This window comes from cyanobacterium endosymbiont of Braarudosphaera bigelowii, from assembly GCF_020885515.1.
GTDB classification, from domain to species: Bacteria; Cyanobacteriota; Cyanobacteriia; order Cyanobacteriales; family Microcystaceae; genus Atelocyanobacterium; species Atelocyanobacterium thalassa_A.
Map to the genome: position 1 here is coordinate 1,080,308 of NZ_AP024987.1, position 25,571 is coordinate 1,105,878.

The window sequence follows — 25,571 nt, forward strand, 5'->3', positions numbered from 1 at the left end:
AACCTTAAGAGGATCATTATGGCAACAGTCGAAGAAAATAAGAAGCTCATTGCCGACGTTTTGGCAACTTATCCTGCAAAAGCTGCTAAAAAACGTAATAAGCACCTTGGTGTTTATGAAGAAGGAGCTGATGATTGTGGTGTTAAATCCAACAAAGTATCTCTACCAGGTGTTATGACCGCTCGCGGTTGTGCTTATGCTGGATCCAAAGGGGTAGTTTGGGGTCCTATTAAAGATATGATTCATATCTCTCATGGACCTGTTGGTTGTGGTTACTACTCTTGGTCTGGTCGTCGTAACTACTACATCGGAGTAACCGGAGTAGATAGTTTCGGTACCATGAACTTCACATCTGACTTCCAAGAACGTGATGTTGTTTTTGGTGGAGACACAAAACTAAGTCAACTTATTGACGAAGTTGAAATATTATTCCCTCTTAATGGTGGTATTTCAGTTCAATCAGAATGTCCTATTGGTTTAATTGGAGATGATATTGAAGCAGTATCTCGTGCAAAAACCAAAGAAATCGGCAAACAAGTTATTCCTGTTCGTTGCGAAGGATTCCGCGGAGTTTCTCAATCCTTAGGACATCACATTGCTAACGATGTGATTCGTGATTGGGTTTTCCCAGTTGCTGATAAAGAAATTGCTGAAAAAGGCAATGAAGGTACTCCTTATGATGTTGCTATCATTGGTGACTACAATATTGGTGGAGATGCTTGGTCCAGTCGTATTCTTTTAGAAGAAATGGGACTACGTGTTATTGCTCAGTGGTCTGGTGATGGTACCTTCACTGAAATGAAAGCAACACCTAGCGTTAAGTTAAACCTAGTCCATTGCTACCGTTCCATGAACTACATTAGTCGTCACATGGAAGAAAAATACGGTATTCCTTGGTTAGAATACAACTTCTTTGGACCCAGCAAAATTATTGAATCTTTAAGAGCAATTGCTGAGCGTTTTGATGACACAATTCAACAAAAAGCTGAAGCAGTAATCGCTAAATATAAAGAGCAAGCTGATGGTATTATAGCTAAATATCGCCCTCGTTTAGAAGGCAAAACCGTCATGATGATGGTTGGTGGATTACGTCCTCGTCACGTTGTTCCTGCTTTCAAAGATTTGGGAATGGAAATCATCGGAACTGGATATGAGTTTGCTCATGGTGATGACTATAAACGTACTACTCACTATGTTAAAGACGCTACCCTTATCTATGATGATGTTACTGGTTATGAGTTCGAAGAATTTGTTAAAGAACTTAAGCCTGATTTAGTAGCTGCAGGAATTAAAGAGAAGTATGTCTTCCAAAAAATGGCTCTTCCTTTCCGCCAAATGCACTCTTGGGATTATTCAGGTCCTTACCACGGTTATGATGGCTTTGCTATCTTTGCACGTGATATGGATTTAGCCCTTAACAATCCTACTTGGGGACTAGTTGGAACCCCTTGGAATAAATAAAAAAGGCTGAATGTGGAGGATGAGGAGATTTTTTATCCCCTCTCCCTTCCCCTCCCCCCTTTTCTAAGGATTCTTTGTCCGAGACACACATCCACACGGAGTTACTAAAGATGGCCCAAAACGTAAATAAAATTAAAGATCACGTCGAACTATTTCACCAGCCTGAGTATAAAGAACTGTTTGCTAATAAAAAACAGTTTGAAGGAATGCCTACTGCTGAAAAAGTTAAAGAAGTTGCTGAATGGACTAAAAGCTGGGAATACCGTGAGAAAAACTTCGCACGTGAAGCTCTTACTGTTAACCCTGCTAAAGGTTGTCAGCCTTTAGGAGCTTTACTTGCTGCAGTTGGATTCGAAGGAACCCTACCTTTTGTTCATGGATCTCAAGGTTGTGTTTCTTACTTCCGTACTCACTTAACTCGTCACTTTAAAGAGCCTGTTAGTGCTGTATCTTCTTCCATGACTGAAAACGCTGCTGTTTTCGGTGGACTAAGCAACATGGTTGATGGTTTACAAAATGCTTATGCTCTTTATAAGCCTAAAATGATTGCTGTTTGTACTACTTGTATGGCAGAAGTAATCGGAGACGATTTAGGTTCTTTTATCGGAAATGCTCGTGTTGACGGTGTAATTCCTGCAGAGCTACCTATTCCTTTCGCTCATACTCCTAGTTTTGTTGGATCACATGTTAACGGATACGACCACATGATGAAATCCATCTTGACTACCTTAGGTGAAGGTAAAAAAGGTGACAAAAACGGTAAAATTAACTTTATGCCTGGATTCGAAACCTATATGGGGAATCTTCGCGAACTTAAAAAGTTAATTGCTGCTTTAGGTGTAAATGGAACTATTCTAAGTGATACCGAAATGTACTTAGATTCTCCAAACTTAGGAGAATTCTCTATGTACCATGAAGGAACATCTTTAGAAGATGCTGCTGATGCTTGTAATGCAGAAGCTACTATTTCTCTTCAAGCTTACACAACTCCTAAAACCCTTGCTTATATGGGTAAAAAATGGGGTCAAAAAACTTGCGTTCACCGCCCTTGGGGTATCAAGGCAACTGATGAATTTCTAATGACTTTATCTCAGTTGACTGGAAATCCTATTCCTAAGGAACTTGAAATTGAACGTGGACGTGCTGTAGATGCTATGACTGATACTCAAGCATGGCTTCATGGTAAAACTGCTGCAGTTTTCGGTGATCCTGATACAGTAATGGGATTATTACAGTTTATGTTAGAAATGGGTATTGAACCTGTTCATATCCTAGTACATAATAGTAATGATAAGTTCGAAGAAGAAGCAAGAGATCTTTTAGCTTCTAGTCCTTATGGACAACAAGCAACAGTTTGGGGTTATAAAGATCTATGGCACTTACGTTCTTTATTATTCACCGAACCTGTTGACTTCATGATCGGTAATTCCTACGGTAAATATTTAGAAAGGGATACTGAAATTCCTCTAATCCGTATAGGATATCCTATCTTTGATCGTCATCACTTACATCGTTATTCAACCATTGGATACGGAGGTGCTATTAACCTTCTTAACTGGATTGCTAACGGAGTTCTTGATGCCCTAGATCGTAGAACAGATATTGCTGGAGAAACAGATATCTCCTTCGACTTAGTTCGTTAATCTTAAGGAAGTTTGGATATGAGGGAGACTAGGAGAAATTCAGGGGGAACATTAATAAGCTTCCCCTCTCCCCTCTCTCCTCTTCCTATTATAATTTTCTATATAAATTTATCGAGCTATAAAACTATTTTAATAGGTTATATTATTGACTCTTTTCATAAAACAAACAATGCTCTTCCAAAAAGCTCCTAAAATTTTGTCTATTTACAACTGTTATTAAATATTGGTAAGAAAAACATAACCTGTTAAGAAAATATACACTTGTTATTCTTATAACAAATTATTTATTACTTTGTTATGTCATCTAAATTATGAGTTTAAGCATTTCTGTAGTAGTTATAGGAAATTTATATGAAACTTACAAAAGCAAAGATTAATGATTTACTGACACAGCCAGAATGTGAGCATAATCTTAATAAAGGAAGTCAAGGTAAAAATAAGGCTTGTGCTCAACAATCTCAGCCTGGCTCTGCTCAAGGAGGATGCGCTTTTGATGGAGCATCTATTACACTTGTGCCAATTACTGACGCGGCTCATTTAGTTCATGGTCCTATTGCCTGTTCAGGTAATAGTTGGAATAGTCGCGGTAGTTTATCTAGTGGACCAATGCTTTATAAGATGGGATTTACCACTGATATATCTGAAAATGATATAATTTTCGGAGGCGAAAAAAAGCTTTATAAAGCTGTTACTCAAATTATTAATAATTTCAATCCAGCTGCAGTTTTCGTTTATTCAACTTGCATTACCGCACTTATAGGAGATGATCTAGATGCAGTATGTAAAGCAGCAACAAATAAATATCAAATACCCGTAATTCCAGTTCATTCTCCAGGATTTGTGGGCAGTAAAAATTTCGGTAATCGTTTAGGAGGAGAGGCTCTATTACAACATGTAATTGGAAGCAAGGAACCTAAATATACAACTCCTTACGATATTAATATAATCGGAGAGTATAATATTGCTGGCGAAATGTGGGCAGTCACCACTTTACTTGAAAAGTTGGGAATTAGAGTCTTAGGAAAGATGACAGGTGATGCAAGATACGAAGATATTTGTTCTGCGCATAGAGCAAAGTTAAACGTGATGATCTGTTCTAAAGCCCTTATAAATGTAGCTTCTTCAATGAAAGAGAAATATAGCATCCCTTATATTGAAGAGTCTTTTTACGGAATAGATGATATGAACCTTTGTTTACGCAACATAGCGAAGTTTTTTGAAGATACTCAACTAATTGAACGTACCGAAAAGATTATCGAGGAAGAAGTCTCCAAGCTAAATATTCAATTAGAACCCTATAGAAAAAAACTGAAAGGAAAGCGAATGGTTTTATATACTGGAGGTGTTAAAAGTTGGTCTATCGTATCAGCAGCACAAAATTTAGGTATGAAAGTAGTGGCTACCAGTACTAAAAAGAGTACGGAAGAAGATAAGTCACGTATTAAAAATCTTCTAGGTGAAGATGGCATTATGCTTGAGAAAGGTAGTCCAGAAGAGTTATTAAAAGTAATAAAAAAAACGAAAGCGGATTTGCTAGTAGCAGGAGGAAGGAATCAATATACTGCTCTTAAAGCAAAAATACCCTTTTTAGATATTAACCAAGAACGTCATCATCCCTATGCAGGTTACATTGGTATGGTTGAAATGGCTAGAGAATTAAGTGAAGCAGTTTATAGTCCAATTTGGAGACAGGTTAGAAAGCCTGCACCCTGGGATCAATGAAGAAAAAGAAACTAACAAGGCATTATAATCCCGATTTTTCATATACTAAAACTTCTGAATGAAAACACTAAACCCCTGGAAAAGGAGTGACAGATAGTGACCACGATCGTAAATCCCAATAAATCTTTATCAGTTAACCCATTAAAGATGAGCCAACCCTTAGGAGCAGCTCTAGCTTTTCTTGGTTTAAATAAGATGATGCCATTGTTTCATGGATCACAAGGATGTACGGCCTTTGCCAAGGTTGTCTTAGTACGTCATTTCCGTGAATCTATTCCTCTTTCAACAACTGCTATGACGGAAATTAGCACAATCTTAGGTGGAGAGGAGAATATCGAACAAGCCATTCTAACTATTATGGACAAGTATAAACCTGAAGTTATAGGTCTTTTGACTACAGGTTTAACAGAAACTAGAGGGGATGACATGAATCGTATCCTTTTAACGATCAAAGAAAAACATCCACATTTACGCTCTTTCCCAATTATCTTAGTTTCTACTCCAGATTATAAAGGTTCGCTACAAGATGGATATAGTGCTGCAGTTGAAAGTATCGTATCTACTGACTATGGTGATCCCATCCAAGATAAATTATGTTCGACAAACATAAAATCTCAAGTTAACGTTTTATGTGCTTCCTATCTTTCTCCTGGTGATGTTGAAGAAATTAAAGTCACTATTGAATCATTCGGATTAGTACCAATAATGATTCCTGATTTGTCTTGCTCCTTAGACGGTCATGTAGAAGATGAATATCATACTACAACTACTGGAGGAACTAGTCTACAACAATTAAGGCAATTAAAGCACTCCTGCCTTACATTAGCAATTGGCGAAAGTATGACGAAAGCTGCAATAGTTTTAGAGAAACGCTTTGGTACAAAATATGAAGTATTTCCTAGCCTGGCTGGTTTAGATGCAATAGACTCTTTCTTGTGGAAACTTTCCCAGTTTGTTACAAGTGATAATAATGATCAATTAATATCACAAGCAATTCCTTCACGTCTTAAAAGGCAACGTCGTCAATTGCAAGATGTTATTCTTGATACTCATTTTTATTTTGGCGGAAAGAAAATTTCTCTTGCTTTAGAGCCAGACCTACTGTACCAAACGTCATGGTTGTTAACAGAGATGGGAGCAGAAATCCAAGCTGCTGTAACCACATCCGAATCATCTATATTAAAAGAATTACCTTTTGATACTGTAGTTATTGGCGATTTAAAAGATTTAGAAGAGTTAGCACCTGGAAGTGATTTAATAATCACAAATAGTCATGGTACATCTCTAGCTGATGAATTTAAAATACCTTTGTATCGTATGGGATATCCTGTTTATGATCGTTTAGGTATGGGACAGCGTTGTTTGATAGGATATTCTGGTACTATGAGGTTTTTATTTGATGTTGGTAATCTTCTTATGGAAGAAGAGGCTAAACATAACCCTATAACTTTACACTAAGATAGAAATTATAAAGTAAAGTTTTCGCTTAATTTCATTTATCTGAGAGGAAGAATATGAAAGTCGCATTTACAACTAGTGATAATGTTCATGTCAATGCTCATTTCGGATGGGCAAAAAATATTGACTTATACGAGGTATCACCTGATGGTTTTAGTTTTATTAGTACATTAGAATTTGGCGGTGATTTAAAGGAAGATGGTAATGAGGATAAATTAGTGCCTAAAATCGAGGCATTGAAAGGTTGCACATTACTATATGTCTCTGCTATCGGAGGTAGTGCTGCTGCACGTCTTATAAATAGGAATGTCACCCCTATTAAAGCACGAACAGATCAAGATAAAATTGATGATATCTTAAATGAGTTGGTTAAAACACTAAAAGGTAATCCTCCTCCTTGGTTACGTAAAATTCTTCTTCAAGATAGTAAGCCTATTAACTTTGAAGATGACTAATAGAATAAATGGAGTAAAACATTTCTAAAAGTATGACAACCGGAATCTTCTCTAACATCAAAAAATCTATTGGAGATATATTAATTAAGATAGATTTTAAGCTTCTTCACATTTGAATATGGTTTCAATTTATTTTTAAATAAAGAAAGAAGTTTAGATAAAAGAAGAGATCGTCGTTATTAGCATACTAAGAATTACTTGTTTATATTAGAGAATCTATAGAGTCTGTAAATTAATTGACATAAAAGCAAATACGCTATGTTAAGCTAATTCTTTTAGGATAAATACTATGAAAAGTATTACTAAATAGTCCGTTAAAGATATTTAATCATAGTTTGTTGCAAGAGGTTTTTATTTTAGGACCTCGAGAAAATAAAGTAACTTAGAATTATAAGTAATAGATTTTTATATTAATTTAATACAAAAAATCTTTATTTCTTAATACTCTAACTAACGATAATTTTCAAAAAGCGATATCTAGCTTTTTATCTATATCTTTGATTTACTAGATTATAATTGAAGGACAAAGTAAATCAAACTTTTACTTTTAAACCTCTAATTTTCGGTAACTAGTCAATATTTTTTATACACTATTCTATGAGGAAAATATTGTGGTAAATGATAATAGTGCCCCTACTCCTGATGAGATAGCAGACTTAAAAAAAGCAGTTCGAAAGTTAAATTCAAGAGCTGGCGAAATGAAAATGGATTTACATGATCTTGCAGAAGGATTGCCTGTAGACTATGAGATTCTTTTAGAAACTGCTAAGAAAACATACGATGTTTTTCATGACTTAGACCAATTGAAGAGAAAACTTATTTCTTGGGAGAAAACTTAAAATGACCATTCCTAATAACGCACCGAAAACATTAGCTGAATTCATAAAACTTACTAATACAGAAGATTATTTACAGTTTTTTGATATTGATTATGATCCAACCTTTGTTAATGTAAATCGCCTTCATATTCTTAAACAGTTCTCTATATTAGTAGCAGAAATAAATAGAGTTTTTCCAGATATAGATGATATGGAAAAACTGGCAAAATATAAGGTAGCATTTGAAGAATCTTATCAATTGTTTAAGACTTCTACCCCTCTAGATACTAAATTATTTAAAGTTTTTAAAGATGCTCCTAATAATGTTGTTTTATTAGAGGATCTAAGCATTGATGAAACAGATTGGACAAAAGATTCTGGTATTCTCTAATTAATATTATGGAATTTACTCCTACTGAATTAGAACGCTATTCAAGACAAATTCAGATTCCTGGGTTTGGAGAGGATGGGCAAAAACGGCTAAAAGATACAGTTGCTATTGTCACAGGTGTAGGTGGATTAGGAGGAACTGTTGCCTTATATCTAGCTGTTGCTGGTGTAGGTAAAATTGTTTTAGTTCGTGGGGGAAATCTACGCCTTGATGATCTTAATCGTCAGATATTAATGACTAATAGTTGGGTAGGCCAGCCTAGAGTTTATAAAGCCAAAGAAACTATTTTGAACATCAATCCTGATATTCACGTTGAAGTAATTCCTGAATTCGTTACTTCTGAAAATATTGAGGATCTGGTAAGGAAATCTAATATTGCTTTTGACTGTGCTTTTGATTTTACCGAAAGAGATCTACTAAATACAGCTTGCGTTCGTTGGAAAGTTCCTATGATAGAAGCAGCTATGAGTGGTATGGAAGCATATTTGACAACTATTGTCCCTGGTGAAACGCCCTGTTTGTCATGTATTTTTCCAGAAAAGCCTAAGTGGGATAGATGGGGGTTTGGAGTTTTAGGCGCAGTTTCTGGTAGTTTGGCTTGCTTAGCAGCATTGGAAGGTATTAAACTTTTAACAGGAGTTGGAGAGACTCTGAAAGGTCAATTATTAACAATGGATCTAGGAAATACAACTTTTGCTAAACGTCGACCTTATCATGATCCTGAATGCCCCACTTGTGGTGGTTTAAAACGATAGGATTCTAATGATAATGCAATACAATAAAAGATAGATACTAAGAGTAAATATTTATTCTTATGATGATTCTTTGATTCTAACTCTTCATTACCCTTAATATTCATAAAAAAATGACTGTAACCCTAACTGAGAAAGCTACTATTCGACTTCAGTCCTTTCTGAAAAAACAATCAAATAAAGTTTCCGGCATTCGTGTTGGGGTTAAAGATGGTGGTTGCAATGGTTATGAATACACTCTTAATCTAGTAGGGAAGCCAAATGAAAAGGATGTATGTTTTAATCAAAACAATATATCTATCTATGTTGACCCTAATAATATATCCTTACTAGAAGGGGTGGTTATTGATTTTGTAGATAGTCTAGTTAAAAGCGGATTTATCTTTACGAATCCTAATGCAACAGGTACTTGTGACTGCGGTAAGTCTTTCTCTACAGCAAACTGCGGTGGACAATCTACCCCTTGTAGCTAATCGATAATTGGGATTAGCCAATAAAAAGTTTGATAATTAGTATTATTCTCCTTTTTCAGAATAATATCTAAGAATCAATAACACATATTCAACATATAAGGAGAAACACTTATGCCTAAAACTTATGAAGTTCGATTAATTAAAGGGAAAAAGAACAAGCCCCCAGAAATGGATGTTACTCTTACACTTCCTGACAATGTTTATATAGTTGACTCTGCTGAAGACAATGGAGTTGAACTTCCTGCGACTTGTCGTACAGGTAATTGCTCCAACTGTGTTGGTCGTATGGTTGAAGGAGAAGTTGATCAGCTAGATCAAGCTTTTCTAACTGACAAACAAGTAAAAGATGGTTGGGTACTTCTTTGTGTAGCTTACCCTCGTTCTAACTGTACGATCAAAACTCATCAAGAGGCTTATTTAGTCTAAATTATTAGACTATTTATTCATTAAGAAAGTCGTAGCGCTAGCTACGGCTTCATATATTCTTATTTACAAACATTTGTTTACATTACACAAAGCTAAGTAATATGATTTTCGTCGAGGTTTGTGATGAATCTAAAATGGAAAACATTTGTTTCAAAGACAGTATTTTGGATGATAGGAGAAGTGTTCTTAAATTTATTAGGTTTAGATAATGTAGCCGACTATAGCACTTTCCTTTTTGAAAACGAATTAGAGTTATCTAAAAAAAATCATAAGACAGTTAAACTATCCTGTCTTAATCCTAAATTTTGTCATAAGATTAATGGAGAATGTCCTATCGATGAAGTCGCCCTTCAATTTTCGAAATATCCATTAGACGATTGTATAGTTAACCATGATCTTTTTTCTAAGAAATGTATAAAAATTAAGCACAACTGCATAAAAGCTGCTTTATTTTCTGAGTTATCATATGATTATAAATAGAAAAATAACTTCTTTTGTATAAAGATCAACAGTTAATATAAAAGGGAAGTTGTTGATGGCAAAATATCTCACCACTATAATACTGGATTTTAAAATAAGTATTCTATTCCTATGAGAAAAAATATTTAAAAAATTGTTAAATATTTTGGATTTTTTTTATATTTTATCTTGTTTATCTATAAAAAAATCCTGGTAATTCAAGTTTATGTATCTCTAGTTACTGTTCGTAAAAGCATTAAAAACTACACTAGTAATTACTGAAAAATATAAAGTATTAATCTTATCAAGAACATCGATGATTAATTACAGTTTTCAGTTAATTTAATATTTTTTTTGCCAACTGTTTAATATTTTTATAACAAAATTAAATATCAAAAAATATTAAATAGTTTTTTCCTCTTACCATCAAAAGGAATGTCATGGCTTTAGATTTTTCCCCTATTTGGATTTCATTAAAAACTGCAACTCTTGCCACATTTTTTGCTTTTTTTGCTGGAACAATATTAGCTTATTGGATGTTTAAATATAATGGAAAATGGAAAAGTATAATTGATGGACTTCTAACGATTCCTTTAGTTCTTCCTCCTACAGTAATTGGATTCTTGCTATTATTATTATTAGGAAAATATGGGCCTATTGGTAGACTATTATGGTTATTTAATGTTAATATAGTATTTACATGGTACGCAGCTGTCATAGCGGCTATTGTTGTTGCTTTCCCTCTAATGTATAAAACTTCCTTAGGGGCATTTCAACAGATAGACTTCAACCTAATATCTAGTGCCAAAACCTTAGGAGCTTCAGAGATAGAGCTTTTCTTGCGCATTATATTACCTCTAGCAAGACCAGGCTTAATATCAGGTTTACTACTCTCGTATGCACGAGCCCTTGGTGAATTTGGAGCAACTCTAATGTTGGCAGGCAGTATTCCTGGAAAGACTCAAACTATTCCGATAGCAATTTTTTTTGCTACAGAAAGCGGTAATATGAAAGAGGCTCAGCTATTAGTAATAATAATGGTTCTTTTATCACTTAGTATTACCATTGGTGTTAATATCTGGAATGACAATTACTCTGTCAAACGTTTGGGGAAAAAGTTTTCAGGACTGAAGGCAAGTAAAGTTGATAAAACTTTAAAGAAAGAGCACAGTTCTTTGTCAGTTTCTAAAGTTTCAGAAAAGTTTCATCATTTGACATCAAATACTTCAAACCAGTTGGTTGTTGATATAAAGAAAAAGCTGCCTAACTTTGAGTTAAATGTCTCTTTTTCGACTAATCCAAGCCAAACGCCTTTGGGATTACTAGGGGCTTCTGGAGCTGGAAAAAGTTTAATTCTGAAATGTATAGCTGGATTAGATACTCCTGATTATGGTCATATTTCTTTAAATGGTAAAATTTTATTTGATTCTCGGAAAGGAATTAATATTCCTATCCGTAAACGTAAAGTTGGATTTCTATTTCAAAACTATGCTTTATTCCATCATTTAACAATCTCCGAGAATATAGCCTTCGGCTTACCAAAAAATCTTCCTCCTTCTATTATTCGCCAAAAAGTTGAACAACAACTGACAATAATACAATTAGAAGGATTTAGCCATCGTTATCCCAGCACACTTTCTGGAGGACAAAAGCAAAGAGTTGCATTAGCTAGGGCATTAGTTAATCAGCCTGACATTCTACTCTTAGATGAACCTTTTTCTGCACTTGATACCTATTTACGAGATCAACTAGAAAAGCTTCTAAAGTTAAATTTAAACAGCTATTCAGGGGTTACACTTTTTGTTAGTCACAATCTAGAAGAAGCCTATCGTATTTGCCCCAATCTTTTAATCTTAAATGAAGGTATGATACTTGCAAAAGGCACTAAACAAAAAGTCTTTGATGATCCGCGTTACCTTAAAGCAGCACAAATTACAGGATGTAAAAATTTTTCTAGAGTTCTTCCATTATCGAAGGATAAAGTTATTGCCCTTGACTGGGGATGTACCTTAAAAGTTTACGAACCTATACTCCCTAATTTAACTCATGTTGGTATTCGTGCTCACCAATTATTATTTATTGACCTTGAGGTGAGTTCCTTAAAGCACAATTATCTCCAAAACCTTTTTACTTGCTGGTTAGCTAGCACAAGTGAAACTCAACATAGGATAACACTGTATATTAAGTTAAACTCTGTTCCAACCAGCTCTTTTGACTATCATCTACAAGTCGAAGTTTTCAAGGATAAATGGAATAGGTTAAAGAAATGCCCTATACCTTGGTCAATACAAATTAAGCCCTCACGCCTCATGTTACTACAGAATTCAAGCGACCCTATATCCCTTGAATATACAGCTGGTAATTTTTCAAAAGTTACTAGTACAAATAACTCTAATTAATAACTTTCCTGATATACATAAAGGAGAACACTTATGGCAAACTTAACTGGCTTAACTTTTGGACAAAAAGAATGGACTCCAAAGTTTGTTGAAGCTATCGATAAAGAAACCTGTCTTGGTTGTGGGCGTTGTTTCAAAGTCTGCGGTCACAATGTTCTAACTTTGTTAGGAGTTAATGAAGATGGTGAAATCATTGATGAAGATGATGATGATGATGATGTAGAACGTCAAGTTATGGGTATTGTTAATAAAGATAATTGTGTTGGCTGTGAAGCATGCGCAAAAATTTGCCCTAAAAACTGCTATACTAACGAACCTTTAGCTATGTAATTTAATTTATAAAGAAGTGGCCGCAATTAATAATAATGTAGCCACTTCTTTATGAATATATGCTTACCAAATAATAAAGAAACTGTAATAATTACAATACTAATTCTAATAAGAAGTAACATTAAAGTTAACTTTTGTCTATCTTAAATAAGGAATAAAATGACACAATCTCGTCAAGAACAATACTATACTTTAATTGATGAATTACTACGTTGTCCTAATGGTCAAGAGCCTGATCTCTTAAGTTCTAATAATGAGTTAATAGACAGTAAATTTATCGAGTCATTAGTTCAAGTTTCTACTATGATGGCTCATGAGAACAATCCTGATGGAGCTAAGTTTCTAATTCATATTGCAAGGCAGTTAGCAAAGGAATTAGGATTATATCCTGAAATTAAAAATGATAAATAGTTACTCATTTTTAATTTTATAAATATTATTTAAGATAATATCAAGTTTGATGGTATTAATGGTTCCTACAATTCAACTTTTACCCTTATTTCCCTTATCTAAGATTGTTTTGTTCCCTGGACATACTCTTCTTTTACATATTGTTGAATTTTGTTATCGAACTATGATTGGTGATATTTTGGAAGGGAGTCACTGTTTTGGTGTAGTTAATAAAAATCCCACCAATGGAAATATGGAGAGTATCGGTGTATGTGCCGAAGTAGTTCGTTTCCAAAATTTTTCTAATGACCATATGGAACTAATAATTTCAGGTCAGAAACGTTTTCGCATATTAAAGTATACAAAAGAAAAACCTTACAAAATAGGTTTAGTAGAATGGTTACAAGATAAAAGAACCACCCAAAATCTTTACCCATTATCTAACGAAGTTAAGCAATTATTACAGGATGTAATTCATTTATCTGCGAAGTTAATGAATCAAGAAGTGGGCTTACCAAATAATTTGCCTATACTACCTTTAGAATTATCTTATTTGATAGGTGCTAGTCTTCGCGGTATGGCAACAGAGCAACAAATATTACTAGAAACTCAAGAAACTCAAAATCGCTTACAAAGAGAATTAAAAATTTTAACAATTATACGTAATCATCTAGCTGCTAAAGTTAGCTTAAAAGATATTTTTTAATCGAAACACTTTAATTAGTTAAAATGAGTTTTTAGTATTAAATAGAACTAACTTACTAGAAATAATAATAATTTTTACATTTTTCAAATGCTGTATAAGTTGATTCTACGTTTGTTAAAAAATGGCCATAATTTGGCTTTTAAGGATTTTTATTTTTAGATCCTACCATTGAAAATGTTTTTGCTTAACTTTCTTATTTAATATAAATGAAATTAGGTAATTAAAATTATCTTTACATTAATTTAAGTAAGTTAAAGATAGACAAAAGAATTAATATTACTTACGTTTTATATGTTTGTAATTTAATTTCCGGTAATAGACAAATTATCAACCCATATTCTAGGACAGATTCCTTTAGATGTAATTTCTGGCTCAGATTCTATATGAATAATAGAATTCAATAGTGTTAAGAAGTCACCTGCTATCGTTGCAGCATCGATACTAACAAAATTTCCATTATTAACTAACCATCCTTCAAAAGGTAAAGAGAAGGAACCTTGCAAACTATTTACTCCAGCATGAAGAGCTTGTAATTTATCAACAAAAACTACATCTTTTACTGTATTCAAATCGTATTTAGAATTCGACTTTTCATTAGATAAAATATGATAAAAATGAGGTCTAATAGTTACTTTAGAACCAATATTTGCATGGCCAGTAGGCTTTGAATTTAAACGTTGAGCAGTATTTTCACTATGTAGTAACCCTGTAAGAATTCCATTATTAATTATCTCTACACGACGAGTAGGTGTTCCTTCTTGGTCGAAAGTTTCCATACCAACATTATTAATATGTCTAGCGTCATCATATAGAGAAAAAAGTGTAGCAGAGATCTGCTTTCCTAGAGAACCTGTAGTAGAAAGACTTTGTTTATCTAAAATATTTTGGGCATTAAATAAATTAGTAAAAGAATTGATTAAGCTTAAAAATGCTGTAGGAGAAAAAATTACAGTATATTTTCCTGACGGAACACTTTGATAATTAAGATGGCTAAGAGTTTTTTCTATCAATTCTTGTAAACAACATTCAATATCCAAAGTTGCAAAATCCCGACTAATTTTAATAGAACTTGCTCCCCTAGGCTTTTTCCCCTCTGCTTCTGTACGACTATAAAAATATATAGTAGTATATGAGAGATCTTCTTGACGTAAAGCAGAATTACTATTTAGATAAAATCTGGTAATGTTTTCTTGAGATAGGCCGTTATAAGGAATGCTTGTAATGATGGGGCTCGACTTTAATAAAGTTTTTTCTGCTGCGATTAAGGTATTTACTAGTACAGGAATTGGAGTAGAGGTAGAAATTTTAGTAGATATACTTTCAATTACAGCAGAAGCTTCTGGACTAAAATCTGGTACATGTTCTTGAACACCAAAATAGCTGGCATCTTTAGCAGTTTGCAAAGCCAACTTTATGCCGATTTTATCTAAGTCTGTAGTAGTAGTAACTCCAATCCTTCCATTTTTATTCCAAACTCTAACAATAACACTCGATCTATTTGATACTTGTAGTTGTTTGGGATTACCACGATCAACTTCTATACTGGTTTCTTCTATGGCAGAACCGTAAATGTCGTACTTAGTGATGTTAAGTTCTTTCGAACTTTCTTGAGCATAATAAGCAACTTGTTCAATATGGAGCATTACTATTTACTTTGTAAAGTATAAAATATTTTTTAGACAAGGTTTCTATATAAATATTCTATCTCATTAAACTATGTTCTAAGAATTTTGATTTGTATTAAAGACACAAGCCTAAAATAGAAGATCAATTAATCAATACATATTTCGAAAGCTAATATAAAGTCTAAAGAATATATTGTCAAAATATAAGTGAAAAACCTATTATAAAAATAATTTATAATAGGTTTAAGGTGATAAACAATAAAAATAAATAAATTAATTTAATCATCTAATATCCACTAATTATTGTATAAAATCTCTAAATGTTAAAAATTTAAAATTAATTTCTTAATTAGAATTTAGAGTATTATTATTTCTTTAAAATTATATTTAGTTATCTTAAAATTACGAAAAATGTTTAGTCTATAAATAAATTAAATACTTTCCGTAATTTTAATTCTATCAATACAAGAAAAATCAATAAAATTTAGATATGGATATTGTAAACTAGAAAGTAAGTTGATCTATTCTAGAAATTATGAATTCGTTAAACATAACATATTGGGCTTTAAGTACATTTTTAACAATAATGACTCTTCTGTTTATTTTTCGTATTGTGTTAACTTGGTACCCCCAAGCAGAAATCAATCGATTTCCTTGGTTTTTAATTGCTCTGCCAACAGAATTTTTATTAGTTCCAATTAGGAAAATAATATCTCCAATTGGAGGGGTAGATATTAGTCCTATTATTTGGGTTGGACTTTGCAGTTTGTTAAGAGAAGTGTTAGTTGGACAACAAGGACTAATATCTATGGCACTATACAAATGATTAGTGACTAATTAACTATTAAGATTATTTAATTTTGATAGAAATTTTTATAGTATTATCATCAACAGTTAACAGCAAAGAAAGACAGTACGTATATATTTTGCAACACTCTATATCAATTTTTTTAAAGTTTGAAATATTTATTGAATATTGATTATTCTTTTAAAAAGTTATATTGATATTTATAGGTATTCTAATAGATACCTCTCTATTAAAATAAGATTCAGTTATAGAAAATAATTAAAAAATTTTTAATTATTTTGATAAGTAAAATACTAGACTCTTCTAAAGAAAGATCTAATTGTATTACTATAGTTTCTCTTATTGATTAAAATATTCATAGGGTAATGTAATATAGGTGAGAGTAAACTACTTAAAATTGCTGATAACAAAATTGAGCTTTGATGGTAAATATTAATATATTCAAAAGAATACATTTCTCGTAAAATATATTCTAGAAAAAGAATACCTTGAGCTACCAAAGATAATATAAATACTAATACAATAATTGAGAGAAAACTATAAAGATTATTTCCAAAAAAGTAGTTTCTTCTAAATCTACTTGATAATGCTCCAACTATTACTAAACTTGGAATGTGAGACAAAGTTCCTAATGTTAGGCTGTCTTGAATTAATCCCATTACCAAACCACCAACAATTCCCTGCAATATTTTCCTTTTAATACTCCATACTATTACCCAAATTAGAATCCAATTAACCTTAGCTCCAAAAACTTCCATTCCTGGAAGATAAACTACGGAAAATAATAAAGAAAGTACAGCAGAAACAATAATAATTAATTTGTCAAAAAAAACAATATTTTTTAAAAAGCTCATAATTCAAGAAACTTTAACAAATCTTTATAGACTATTTGATTTTAAAAGTGAGTAAAATAAACTATTTACTAATGTAAGGGTGGATAACTACATTTTCTAATTTATTAAAAGCGACTGTTAATAGAACATCTCCTTCTGGTGCAGGTTGCTTATTAAGATCTAGCGAAATTATTTGACCAATGGGTAGACCACCAGGAAATAGAAGACCAACAGGGGAAGTAATGACAGTATCTCCAACGTTTGCTTCCGGAAATTTATCAAAAAAACGTATCTTAACAAAACTAGAAGCATTTCCAATGATTATACCCATAGTTCCTGTTTGACTTACTTTGAAACCTACGCGGCTACTAGGATCAGTAATTAGGAGAACACGACTAGTATGCGGAGTAACACTAACGATACGACCAACCAATCCCCCAATTCCTGTAACTACAAAGCCTATCTCTACTCCATCTCTGCTACCACGACCAAGAACAAGACTTTTCCACCAATGATAAGGAGTATGTGCAATAACTGGTGCAACGATTACCTCTGTTTTTTGTATTTCAGAATAACCTAATAATTTTTTTAGTTGTTGATTTTCCTTTTTTAACTCTGCAGTAGTTTGAGTTAGTTCCATCAGGCGAGCATTGGTTAATCGTTTGTGTATTAGTCCAGAAGAGTCAAGTGTTCGTAGAGGATAGCTTATCCAATAATATAATTCAAGGATGGCTGACCCTTTAGTTTCAAAAAAGAATAATCCAATTCCTATAGAAATTATTATCCATAAAAATTGTGAACCGTATCGGCTATACCCATGAAATACCATTAGCATTTTATATTTTTCACATTCTTCATTTAAACAACTTTTGAAGTTTGGTATAAAATCTTATCTAACATTACAGAATTTTTTAAGATTTCTTCTGTTCCCTTAACTACACAATGTAAAGGATCTTCAGCAATATGAGTTACGATTCCGGTTTCATGACTTATGAGAATATCAATACCTTTAAGCAAAGCTCCTCCTCCTGCTAATATAATTCCTCGATCCATAATATCTGAGGCTAACTCTGGAGGAGTATGTTCCAATGTAGATTTAATAGCTTCGACAATCGCGGCTAAAGGCTCAGACATACATTCTCTAATTTCTCCTCCCCTTAACGTAATACTACGAGGCAATCCAGATAATAAATGTAATCCTCGAACTTCCATCGTAAGATCTTCTTCTTGTTCTATTGGATAAGCGGAAGCTAGTCGAATTTTTATTTCTTCAGCTGTCCGTTCTCCAATAATCATATTGTGAACCTTCTTTACATATTGAATGATAGACTCAGTTAGCTCATCTCCAGCAACTCTTATCGATTGACTAAACACCTGTCCTTGCAAACTTAGAATTGCTACTTCAGTTGTACCTCCACCAATATCTACGATCATATTGCCAGTAGCTTCTGTAATTGGTAAGCCTGCTCCTAAAGCGGCTGCTACTGGTTCTTCTACTAATCCTACTTTTCTCGCACCTGCTTCTCTTGCGGCATCAATAACTGCTCTTCTTTCTACGTCTGTAATACCACTAGGAACACCGATAATCATTCTTGGATTTCCTAATGGAATTCCCTCATTGGCTTGACGAATAAATTCTTGAATCATAATCATGGCACTTAAAAAGTCTGTGATTACACCATCTCGCAAAGGGCGTACAACAATAACATTTGCGGGGGTACGACCAAGCATTTTTTTCGCTTCTTCTCCTACAGCCAATGAAACTTTTCGACTTTGATCAATGGCTATAATAGAAGGCTCATTAAGCACAATACCTTTTCCAGATACATAGATAAGAGTATTAGCTGTTCCTAAATCAATACCTATATCCCGTGAAAGAGAAAAACGACTAAAAATCCCCACTTTTATTTATGCCTCTGATTGATAGTTAAAGACTAACATGACTCTAGATAATGAATAAACTGATTAACCTTATTAAGGAAAGATATAAATTCCAAGCCATGTAATGCTTGACCAGTGAAGAAAAGAGTTGGTTCCCGTATCATTGCTTGTTACAATAATTTGGATATAAAGGAAATTTAGAAAAAAATATATGAGTTTAAATATTGTTAATTTGGTCGGTCGTGTTGGAAGAGATCCAGAAGTTAAATACTTCGAATCCGGGACAGTCTTGTGTACATTAACACTGGCAGTTAGTCGTCGTTCTAGTAAAAGAGATGAAGCAGATTGGTTTAATTTAAAAATTTGGGGTAAAACAGCAGAGATTGCTGCTAATTATGTTAGAAAAGGTAGTTTAATTGGAGTTCACGGATCATTAGAAATTGAGACCTGGAAAGATCGTAATACAGGTATTGATCGTTCTAGTCCAGTTATCAAGGTTGATCGTCTAGATCTATTAGGTTCTAAGCGTGATAATGACTCAAATTCAGATGGAGGTTATCAAAGAGAAAGCTATGAATTTTAAAAAGATCAAAATTATATTCTTAAGTACGTGAAAACTAATATCACTTAAAGATAGTTTATAGTAAGCTCTCTTCTAAGTATAAGAAAGTTATTTTTTATATTTATCAATTTAGGGCTGTAAAGAATGTCTTTTTATAATTCTTAAATTTTTTAATTTATTTGTTTTTACTCTAAGTATTTTTCATATAGAAACACCACAATATATACTTCTTCACTTTATAAAGAAATATATATTATCTACAACACAAATCTTAACTTAAAGAGACTAGAATGCTTATTATGATTAAGATAATACAAGATAATTTTTGTAACTTTAATCTTAATTAGATCTTTGAATCAGATTAATATAACTCGTTACATTACTGACTTATTTTGTCTTGTGTTCTATGAACTTAGTCTTTTGTGACAAAAGGAAACAACTTCTATGAAACGGTTATTGTTCACATTAATTCTTATCACAACTCTGTGGTTTAATTTTACCCCTACTGCTTCAGCTTCTTATAATAATTTAACCCCTTGCAGCGATTCTGCTGCTTATCAGCAGAAGTCTAAGCATTTTCTAAATACTACTGATGATCAGCAGTCTGGACAGAAACGTGCTGAACGCTATGCTGAAGCCTTGTGTGGTCCAGAAGGTTATCCTCATCTAATAGTAGATGGTAATTTGACACACATTGGAGACTTTGCTATTCCTGGTATCATGTTCCTTTATATAGCAGGTTGGATTGGCTGGGTTGGTCGTGCTTACTTAATTGCTATTAATGGTGATACAAGTAAAGAAATTATTATTGATATTCCTCTAGCTATTGGACAAATGTTAATGGGTTTTGCTTGGCCAGTTTTAGCTTTTTATGAGTTTATTTCTGGAGAGTTAGTAGTGAAGGATAGTGAAATTACTATATCCCCACGATAATTAAGTTTATCCTAGTATATTTATTGTTCATTAAATTATTGGAGAATTACTCATGGAAAATTTGACAAAATTTCTGTCAACTGCACCTATTTTAATTATGGTGTTACTAACCTTTACTGCAGGTCTCTTAATTGAGTTCAATCGCTTTTTCCCTGATCTTCTTTTTCATCCTTTAGGATAAAAAATTGATTAGTTACAGTATTTAAGTGCAAGCCCAAAGCAAAGACGAGTCAATTATATTTTCATAAAACTGAAATATAATTGACTCGTCTTTGCTTTGGGCTTTAAATTTCAAAAAGCCAATCAACATTAATCTTGATAACATCTTAGCTGTTAATAACTTTTAAGTTAAGGTGAAAGATTACACTTATTCAATAAATACAAAACATTATCATAATCTATATTCCTTTAGCTTAAATTTCTTGCTATCAAAAAAACTTTCTTAGTTATAGGCTTTAAACTAAGATTGGTTAGACAAACAATTAATAATTTGTTTATGTAATTTATCCTTATCAAGGTTTTGTCCAATTAAAACTAATTTATTGTTAAAGTATTTATTGAATTCTTCGTCTTCTATATTAAAACGTTTTCCAGTTAAATGAAAAATGTGACGTTTTTCACTTTCATCAAACCATAAAATACCTTTTCCTCTAAATACATTCTCAGGTAATTGGTTATTAAGAAAATATTGGAATTTTTCGATAGAAAATGGTTTGTTACTTTCAAAAGCAATTGAGGTGAATTCATCATTGGTTAAATGATGATGTGTATGGCTGTTATTGTTATGTTTAGAATATTTATCAGTATTAAATAACTCAGAGCTAAGTATTAGAGGTAAAGAAACTTGAGAATCTGTAGTTTTTAAAATCCTAGCAAATTCTTTCATTTTATGAAGACGTTTTTCTAGTTCATCCACCTCTTTTTTACTAACTAAATCAGTTTTATTAAGTAAAATAATATCTCCATAAGTTATCTGACTATATGCAGCTTGAGAATTAAATAAATCAAGACAAAAATTGGAACAGTCTATCATTGTAATAATAGAATCAACTCGTGTTATATCCTTTAAGTCAGCACCTAAAAAAGATAATGCGATTGGTAAAGGATCTGCTAAACCAGTAGTTTCTATTATCAAATAGTTAATTTTTTTAGAATATTCTAAAATTTTATGAATGGCTTGAATTAAATCATTATTAATAGAACAACAAATACAACCATTGTTAAGTTCAATAACATTGTCGTCAGTAGCGATAATTAATTCATTATCTATCCCAATCTCCCCAAATTCATTAACTAAAACTCCAACATTTATGCCTTCTTGATTGAGAAGAATATGATTGAGAAGTGTTGTTTTACCACTACCTAGGAAACCAGTAATAATTGTTACAGGTAGAACTTTATCTTTTATGTTCATCACTTTTAATATTATTTAATTTTTGTTTCTTGATATTTGAAAAACTGAAATATAAAAGTTGGTACTAGATATTGATAAGAAAGAAGAGAAATTGCATGTTGATTTCGAAGATAAAGAACTTTAAATATCATTAATGTGCTTAGATTATCTGAAATAATCTAAGCATGTTTTTAAAACTTGCTCTATATGCGAAATAAATTACAAAGTACATTTTAAAATTACTTTTATTAATCTTGATTAGAGTCTGGAGAACGCGGATGAATCTGTTCAGCATCAGGGCATTCATCAGATACAGCAATCTCAGAGTCATACCTTGAAACAGAAGCAATTTTTTGACTAATTGCTCCAATACTCTCCAATCTTACCATTTCTTCCCAAGAACTAATTTCATCATCTTCTTCAGTTTCGTACCGAATAATGACTAGATCTCCTTCTAAAGATAGAATAGTCGCACCATCAATCCAACGTTGCTGATCCCGCAAGAACAGGCAAACTTCTCGACCTTCTGTACAAAGTTGATAAATCTTGCGGTGTAGCATAGATGTCTCCTCAACAGGTAACAGCCTTAATAAATTTACACTAACATTAAAAATAGTCTATGTGCTATGTCATATAAGCTATTTTTAAAATAATTAATAATTACAGCAATGGTTTTGAAAAGACTTTAAATAAGTCAATTTTGAAATGTGCTTATATTAATAAATATTATTAGTTCTAACACAAACTAGAGTTAACAATACTTGTGCTTAGTAATTAATAATAATTACTAAGCACAAGTAGTTATTCTTCATCCCATGCATCAACAAGTAAAACTTCACTTACAGGATCTTGCATTGCAAAACCAAAATCTAATAATTCTTTTTTCCAATAAGACCATTCATTCTCATAAAGAAGAGCTAATTTCCATATACTATCACTGGGCTTGAGAACTTTTGACTCTACCAGTGAAGAAACTTTACGTTGAAACTTCATCATAGGATGAGTAACTTGTTTCGTCATAGACTCAATCAATTTACGTTTACTAAATTGTACGAATTTTTTAAGATCAACTTCCTCTTTAATATTCCTATATATGATTAAAGCAATATACGTTTATCTAATACTTATATTTAGAGAAGTATTTCTACTACACTCTTTTTAACTGATATATTCAGTTTATGCAAGTCTTTTTAATTTATAGTACGGTAATTACTACTCTGGTACATAGATTTGAGACTATAACTAATTATTGGCTTAACTTAAAAATTTATAGAGATTTCCAATAAAATATTTCAAAATATATGTTTATTATTTTTATTATTAGTGTGAATGATACAGGTTATTTGTTGAATTAAAACAAATAGTAGATTTTAGAGTTATTTTAAATGAATATCTAAATTTATTGCCTTTAAAACAATATTTCTCAAAGTAGTTAAAAAAAAGCTATTAATTAACCTAATTACTTTTATTCTACAAGTACTATGGCATTAACGAAATCGATAGAATGGTTAGCATTAGTAATTGGTAATTCTCATCTTCACTGGGGATATTTTAAGAATGGATTTTTACACAGTTGTTGGGACACTCATTATTATAATGAGCCCATTAATAAATTAATGTTACCTTCTGAAGTTTTACTTGCTAATATTCCTAATACTTTACCACTTGTAGTGGCTTCTGTTGTACCAAAACAAACTACTATATGGAGAGAATACCACGGTGTTAATATCATAGAGTTAAATAATATTCCAATCAAGAACCTCTATTTAAATATTGGTATAGATAGAGCCTTAGCTGCTTTAGGAGCTGGAGTCACATATAGTTACCCATGTTTGGTAATTGATGCAGGTACTGCTTTAACTTTTACAGGAGTAGACGAAAATTATACTTTCATAGGAGGGGCAATTTTACCGGGATTAAAATTACAGTTTGACTCATTATCAAGCAAAATTGAAACTTTGCCTAATGTTAATTTACCTAAGAAATTACCATGTCAATGGTCAAAAAGCACTATGGGAGCGATCAAGAGTGGAATAATACATACAATTATTAGTGGTATGAAGATATTTATAGATAATTGGTTAACAATTTATCCACAAAGTCATATTATTCTGACAGGAGGAGATTCAATTGCTTTATATAATTATTTTATTGAAAAAGATTCCAATAATTTCAGTAGACTAAAAGTAGATAGAAATCTTATATTTTGGGGGATTAAATCAATATAATTTAAATTATTAAATAAAATTTTTATTACTCAGAAGTATTTGGATCTAAGGCATCTCTTAAGCCATCTCCAAGTAAGTTAAAAGATAAAACTGTTAAAATAATTGCAAGAGCTGGAGGCCAAATTAACCAAGGTTGTAATACTAAGATTGATGCATTAGTAGATACTGAGAGTAAATTTCCCCAACTAGCATCAGGTTGTTGGATCCCTAAACCAATTAAGCTTAAAACTGATTCTGATACAATAAATTCAGGAACTGTTAGTGTAGCAGAAATAACAATATAAGTTGCTGTCTGCGGTAATATATGGTGAAGAATGATTCTTTTATTAGTTGCTCCCATGGCCTTAGCAGCTTGAACAAATTCCTGATCTTTAAAAGAAAGCACTTGCCCCCTGACGACTCTGGCAAGTCCTGACCATCCAATAAAAGAGGTAATTAGAATTATTAAAATAAATCGTTGTGTATTGCTTAAACTTGGAGGAATTATCGTAGCTAAAGCAACTAACAGATAGATCCCTGGAATCGTCATTAAAACTTCTACCAAGCGCATTAAAACTACATCAATCCATCCGCCAAAATACCCAGAAATACCTCCAAGAACTATACCTATCGGAAAAGATATCATAATTCCTAGTAAACCAATAAATAAACTAACCCTTCCCCCAAATAATAATCGGCTAAACTGATCTCTTCCTTGTTCATCAGTTCCTAATAAGTTTAATTTTCCTGTACCCAGAGTTCCCATAAGATGGATATCTATTGGAATTCCAGAGAATAGTTCAACTTCTTCAAAAGAGGGAGGTAAGGGAATACGTATATTTAATAATTTATACCTACTTCCTTTTACAAATAAACGTATAGGAGATGGATCATGAAAATTGATATTTAAGTTACGCTTTCCTGTCTCAATATTTGTAGGACTTTGACTAGCTGGATAAACATGAGGACCAATATATCTACCTTTAAGTGGTCCATCCTGAATTGTCAAATAAATTGGTGTAGGAGGTAACAAAGAACCATCTAATTGAGATGAATAAGGATTATACGGAGCAACAAAATCTGCAGCAATAACAATTACATACAAGACAGTTAGTATAGCTATCCCAAGAAGTGCTAGATGATTATTTTTAAGTCTTTGCCATAGGTTCATGATTTTAGCTTTATATTTTATTTATTAAAAGCCAGGTGATGTTTAAAAGATATGAACTGTATAGATAGTGGGCTAATCACTACATAAGTAATATTATTTAATAATATACAATTAGAAGAATTTATTAAAACATTTTTTATAGTTCAGTTAACTCTTGCTTGTTAATTTAGTAGCTTGATAAGAAGTGTAATATTACTTATAAAACGACTTTAGCTTATAACAATTATTAATTAAAATTTAACAGTAGATAGAAAGAGAGAGAATAAATAAGGAAT

The 25,571-nt window shown here is 32.3% G+C and carries 28 protein-coding genes; 20 read left to right on the top strand and 8 right to left on the bottom strand.

What is annotated here, in order from left to right; all coding sequences use genetic code 11:
• Positions 1-18 precede the first annotated feature (18 nt).
• The 15 genes from nifD (at position 19) to LPC16_RS04580 (ending at position 13,883) form a co-directional block, all read left to right on the top strand.
• Positions 19-1,461 carry a nitrogenase molybdenum-iron protein alpha chain gene (gene nifD, locus LPC16_RS04510; protein WP_229636966.1) on the top strand — a complete coding sequence of 481 codons (1,443 nt, stop codon included), beginning with the start codon at positions 19-21 and terminating at the stop codon, positions 1,459-1,461.
• Between the two features lie 110 nt (positions 1,462-1,571).
• Complete coding sequence (gene nifK / locus LPC16_RS04515; protein ID WP_229636967.1) at positions 1,572-3,104, top strand: nitrogenase molybdenum-iron protein subunit beta; 1,533 nt, start codon at positions 1,572-1,574, stop codon at positions 3,102-3,104.
• Positions 3,105-3,455: 351 nt separating this feature from the next.
• The gene (gene nifE / locus LPC16_RS04520) at positions 3,456-4,826 is read left to right on the top strand and encodes a nitrogenase iron-molybdenum cofactor biosynthesis protein NifE (protein WP_229636968.1); all 1,371 of its coding nucleotides are present in this window, start codon (positions 3,456-3,458) and stop codon (positions 4,824-4,826) included.
• A 96-nt stretch (positions 4,827-4,922) separates the two neighbouring features.
• The gene (gene nifN / locus LPC16_RS04525) at positions 4,923-6,284 is read left to right on the top strand and encodes a nitrogenase iron-molybdenum cofactor biosynthesis protein NifN (protein ID WP_229636969.1); all 1,362 of its coding nucleotides are present in this window, start codon (positions 4,923-4,925) and stop codon (positions 6,282-6,284) included.
• Between the two features lie 56 nt (positions 6,285-6,340).
• A complete protein-coding gene (gene nifX, locus LPC16_RS04530) occupies positions 6,341-6,739 on the top strand; it encodes a nitrogen fixation protein NifX (RefSeq protein WP_040054943.1) in 399 nt (132 codons plus the stop codon).
• 608 nt (positions 6,740-7,347) lie between these two features.
• Complete coding sequence (locus LPC16_RS04535; RefSeq protein WP_229637720.1) at positions 7,348-7,578, top strand: CCE_0567 family metalloprotein; 231 nt, start codon at positions 7,348-7,350, stop codon at positions 7,576-7,578.
• Between the two features lies 1 nt (position 7,579).
• Positions 7,580-7,948, top strand: a complete 369-nt coding sequence (gene nifW / locus LPC16_RS04540; protein ID WP_229636970.1) for a nitrogenase-stabilizing/protective protein NifW — start codon at positions 7,580-7,582, stop codon at positions 7,946-7,948.
• Positions 7,949-7,956: 8 nt separating this feature from the next.
• Positions 7,957-8,703: a HesA/MoeB/ThiF family protein gene (locus tag LPC16_RS04545; RefSeq protein WP_040054940.1), complete on the top strand. Its 747-nt coding sequence runs from the start codon at positions 7,957-7,959 to the stop codon at positions 8,701-8,703.
• Between the two features lie 110 nt (positions 8,704-8,813).
• Positions 8,814-9,173 (top strand): HesB/IscA family protein, encoded by a 360-nt coding sequence (locus LPC16_RS04550; RefSeq protein WP_040054939.1) that lies wholly within the window; start codon positions 8,814-8,816, stop codon positions 9,171-9,173.
• A gap of 111 nt (positions 9,174-9,284) precedes the next feature.
• Entirely contained in the window at positions 9,285-9,599 is a 315-nt protein-coding gene (locus LPC16_RS04555) for a 2Fe-2S iron-sulfur cluster-binding protein (protein ID WP_040054938.1), read from the top strand.
• Positions 9,600-9,722: 123 nt separating this feature from the next.
• The gene (locus tag LPC16_RS04560; RefSeq protein WP_229636971.1) at positions 9,723-10,079 is read left to right on the top strand and encodes a hypothetical protein; all 357 of its coding nucleotides are present in this window, start codon (positions 9,723-9,725) and stop codon (positions 10,077-10,079) included.
• Positions 10,080-10,498: 419 nt separating this feature from the next.
• Positions 10,499-12,457: a molybdate ABC transporter permease subunit gene (gene modB, locus LPC16_RS04565; RefSeq protein ID WP_229636972.1), complete on the top strand. Its 1,959-nt coding sequence runs from the start codon at positions 10,499-10,501 to the stop codon at positions 12,455-12,457.
• Between the two features lie 33 nt (positions 12,458-12,490).
• Positions 12,491-12,787 (top strand): ferredoxin III, nif-specific, encoded by a 297-nt coding sequence (gene fdxB / locus LPC16_RS04570; protein WP_040054935.1) that lies wholly within the window; start codon positions 12,491-12,493, stop codon positions 12,785-12,787.
• A 159-nt stretch (positions 12,788-12,946) separates the two neighbouring features.
• On the top strand, positions 12,947-13,198 hold the full coding sequence (locus tag LPC16_RS04575; protein ID WP_040054934.1) for a hypothetical protein: 252 nt from the start codon (positions 12,947-12,949) through the stop codon (positions 13,196-13,198).
• A gap of 58 nt (positions 13,199-13,256) precedes the next feature.
• On the top strand, positions 13,257-13,883 hold the full coding sequence (locus tag LPC16_RS04580; protein WP_229636973.1) for an LON peptidase substrate-binding domain-containing protein: 627 nt from the start codon (positions 13,257-13,259) through the stop codon (positions 13,881-13,883).
• Between the two features lie 302 nt (positions 13,884-14,185).
• On the opposite strand, the gene LPC16_RS04585 is transcribed toward LPC16_RS04580, so the two are convergent.
• Entirely contained in the window at positions 14,186-15,526 is a 1,341-nt protein-coding gene (locus LPC16_RS04585) for a TldD/PmbA family protein (RefSeq protein ID WP_229636974.1), read from the bottom strand.
• A gap of 517 nt (positions 15,527-16,043) precedes the next feature.
• On the opposite strand from LPC16_RS04585, the gene LPC16_RS04590 reads away from it, so the two are divergent.
• Entirely contained in the window at positions 16,044-16,334 is a 291-nt protein-coding gene (locus LPC16_RS04590) for a YggT family protein (RefSeq protein ID WP_040054931.1), read from the top strand.
• 275 nt (positions 16,335-16,609) lie between these two features.
• Here the strand turns inward: LPC16_RS04590 and mreD are convergent, their stop codons facing one another.
• The 3 genes from mreD to LPC16_RS04605 form a co-directional block, all read right to left on the bottom strand.
• Positions 16,610-17,170 carry a rod shape-determining protein MreD gene (mreD, locus tag LPC16_RS04595; protein ID WP_229636975.1) on the bottom strand — a complete coding sequence of 187 codons (561 nt, stop codon included), beginning with the start codon at positions 17,168-17,170 and terminating at the stop codon, positions 16,610-16,612.
• A 61-nt stretch (positions 17,171-17,231) separates the two neighbouring features.
• A complete protein-coding gene (mreC, locus tag LPC16_RS04600; protein WP_229636976.1) occupies positions 17,232-17,978 on the bottom strand; it encodes a rod shape-determining protein MreC in 747 nt (248 codons plus the stop codon).
• A gap of 29 nt (positions 17,979-18,007) precedes the next feature.
• A complete protein-coding gene (locus LPC16_RS04605; protein WP_229636977.1) occupies positions 18,008-19,051 on the bottom strand; it encodes a rod shape-determining protein in 1,044 nt (347 codons plus the stop codon).
• A gap of 190 nt (positions 19,052-19,241) precedes the next feature.
• Here LPC16_RS04605 and LPC16_RS04610 point away from each other — a divergent pair, with 190 nt between their 5' ends.
• The 3 genes from LPC16_RS04610 to psaJ all read left to right on the top strand — a co-directional run bounded on the left by LPC16_RS04610 (position 19,242) and on the right by psaJ (position 20,706).
• A complete protein-coding gene (locus LPC16_RS04610) occupies positions 19,242-19,613 on the top strand; it encodes a single-stranded DNA-binding protein (protein WP_229636978.1) in 372 nt (123 codons plus the stop codon).
• Between the two features lie 423 nt (positions 19,614-20,036).
• Positions 20,037-20,525: a photosystem I reaction center subunit III gene (locus tag LPC16_RS04615; protein ID WP_040054927.1), complete on the top strand. Its 489-nt coding sequence runs from the start codon at positions 20,037-20,039 to the stop codon at positions 20,523-20,525.
• Positions 20,526-20,577: 52 nt separating this feature from the next.
• Positions 20,578-20,706 (top strand): photosystem I reaction center subunit IX, encoded by a 129-nt coding sequence (gene psaJ / locus LPC16_RS04620; protein WP_040054926.1) that lies wholly within the window; start codon positions 20,578-20,580, stop codon positions 20,704-20,706.
• 279 nt (positions 20,707-20,985) lie between these two features.
• Here psaJ and LPC16_RS04625 read toward each other — a convergent pair whose 3' ends face one another.
• From LPC16_RS04625 to LPC16_RS04635, 3 genes are all read right to left on the bottom strand, one after another.
• Positions 20,986-21,939 (bottom strand): CobW family GTP-binding protein, encoded by a 954-nt coding sequence (locus LPC16_RS04625; RefSeq protein WP_229636979.1) that lies wholly within the window; start codon positions 21,937-21,939, stop codon positions 20,986-20,988.
• A gap of 227 nt (positions 21,940-22,166) precedes the next feature.
• Entirely contained in the window at positions 22,167-22,478 is a 312-nt protein-coding gene (locus tag LPC16_RS04630) for a DUF6679 family protein (protein WP_040054924.1), read from the bottom strand.
• Between the two features lie 241 nt (positions 22,479-22,719).
• Positions 22,720-22,938 carry a DUF4327 family protein gene (locus LPC16_RS04635; RefSeq protein ID WP_040054923.1) on the bottom strand — a complete coding sequence of 73 codons (219 nt, stop codon included), beginning with the start codon at positions 22,936-22,938 and terminating at the stop codon, positions 22,720-22,722.
• Positions 22,939-23,399: 461 nt separating this feature from the next.
• Here LPC16_RS04635 and LPC16_RS04640 point away from each other — a divergent pair, with 461 nt between their 5' ends.
• A complete protein-coding gene (locus LPC16_RS04640; RefSeq protein WP_229636980.1) occupies positions 23,400-24,146 on the top strand; it encodes a pantothenate kinase in 747 nt (248 codons plus the stop codon).
• A 25-nt stretch (positions 24,147-24,171) separates the two neighbouring features.
• On the opposite strand, the gene LPC16_RS04645 is transcribed toward LPC16_RS04640, so the two are convergent.
• On the bottom strand, positions 24,172-25,296 hold the full coding sequence (locus LPC16_RS04645; RefSeq protein ID WP_229636981.1) for an ABC transporter permease: 1,125 nt from the start codon (positions 25,294-25,296) through the stop codon (positions 24,172-24,174).
• Positions 25,297-25,571 lie beyond the last annotated feature (275 nt).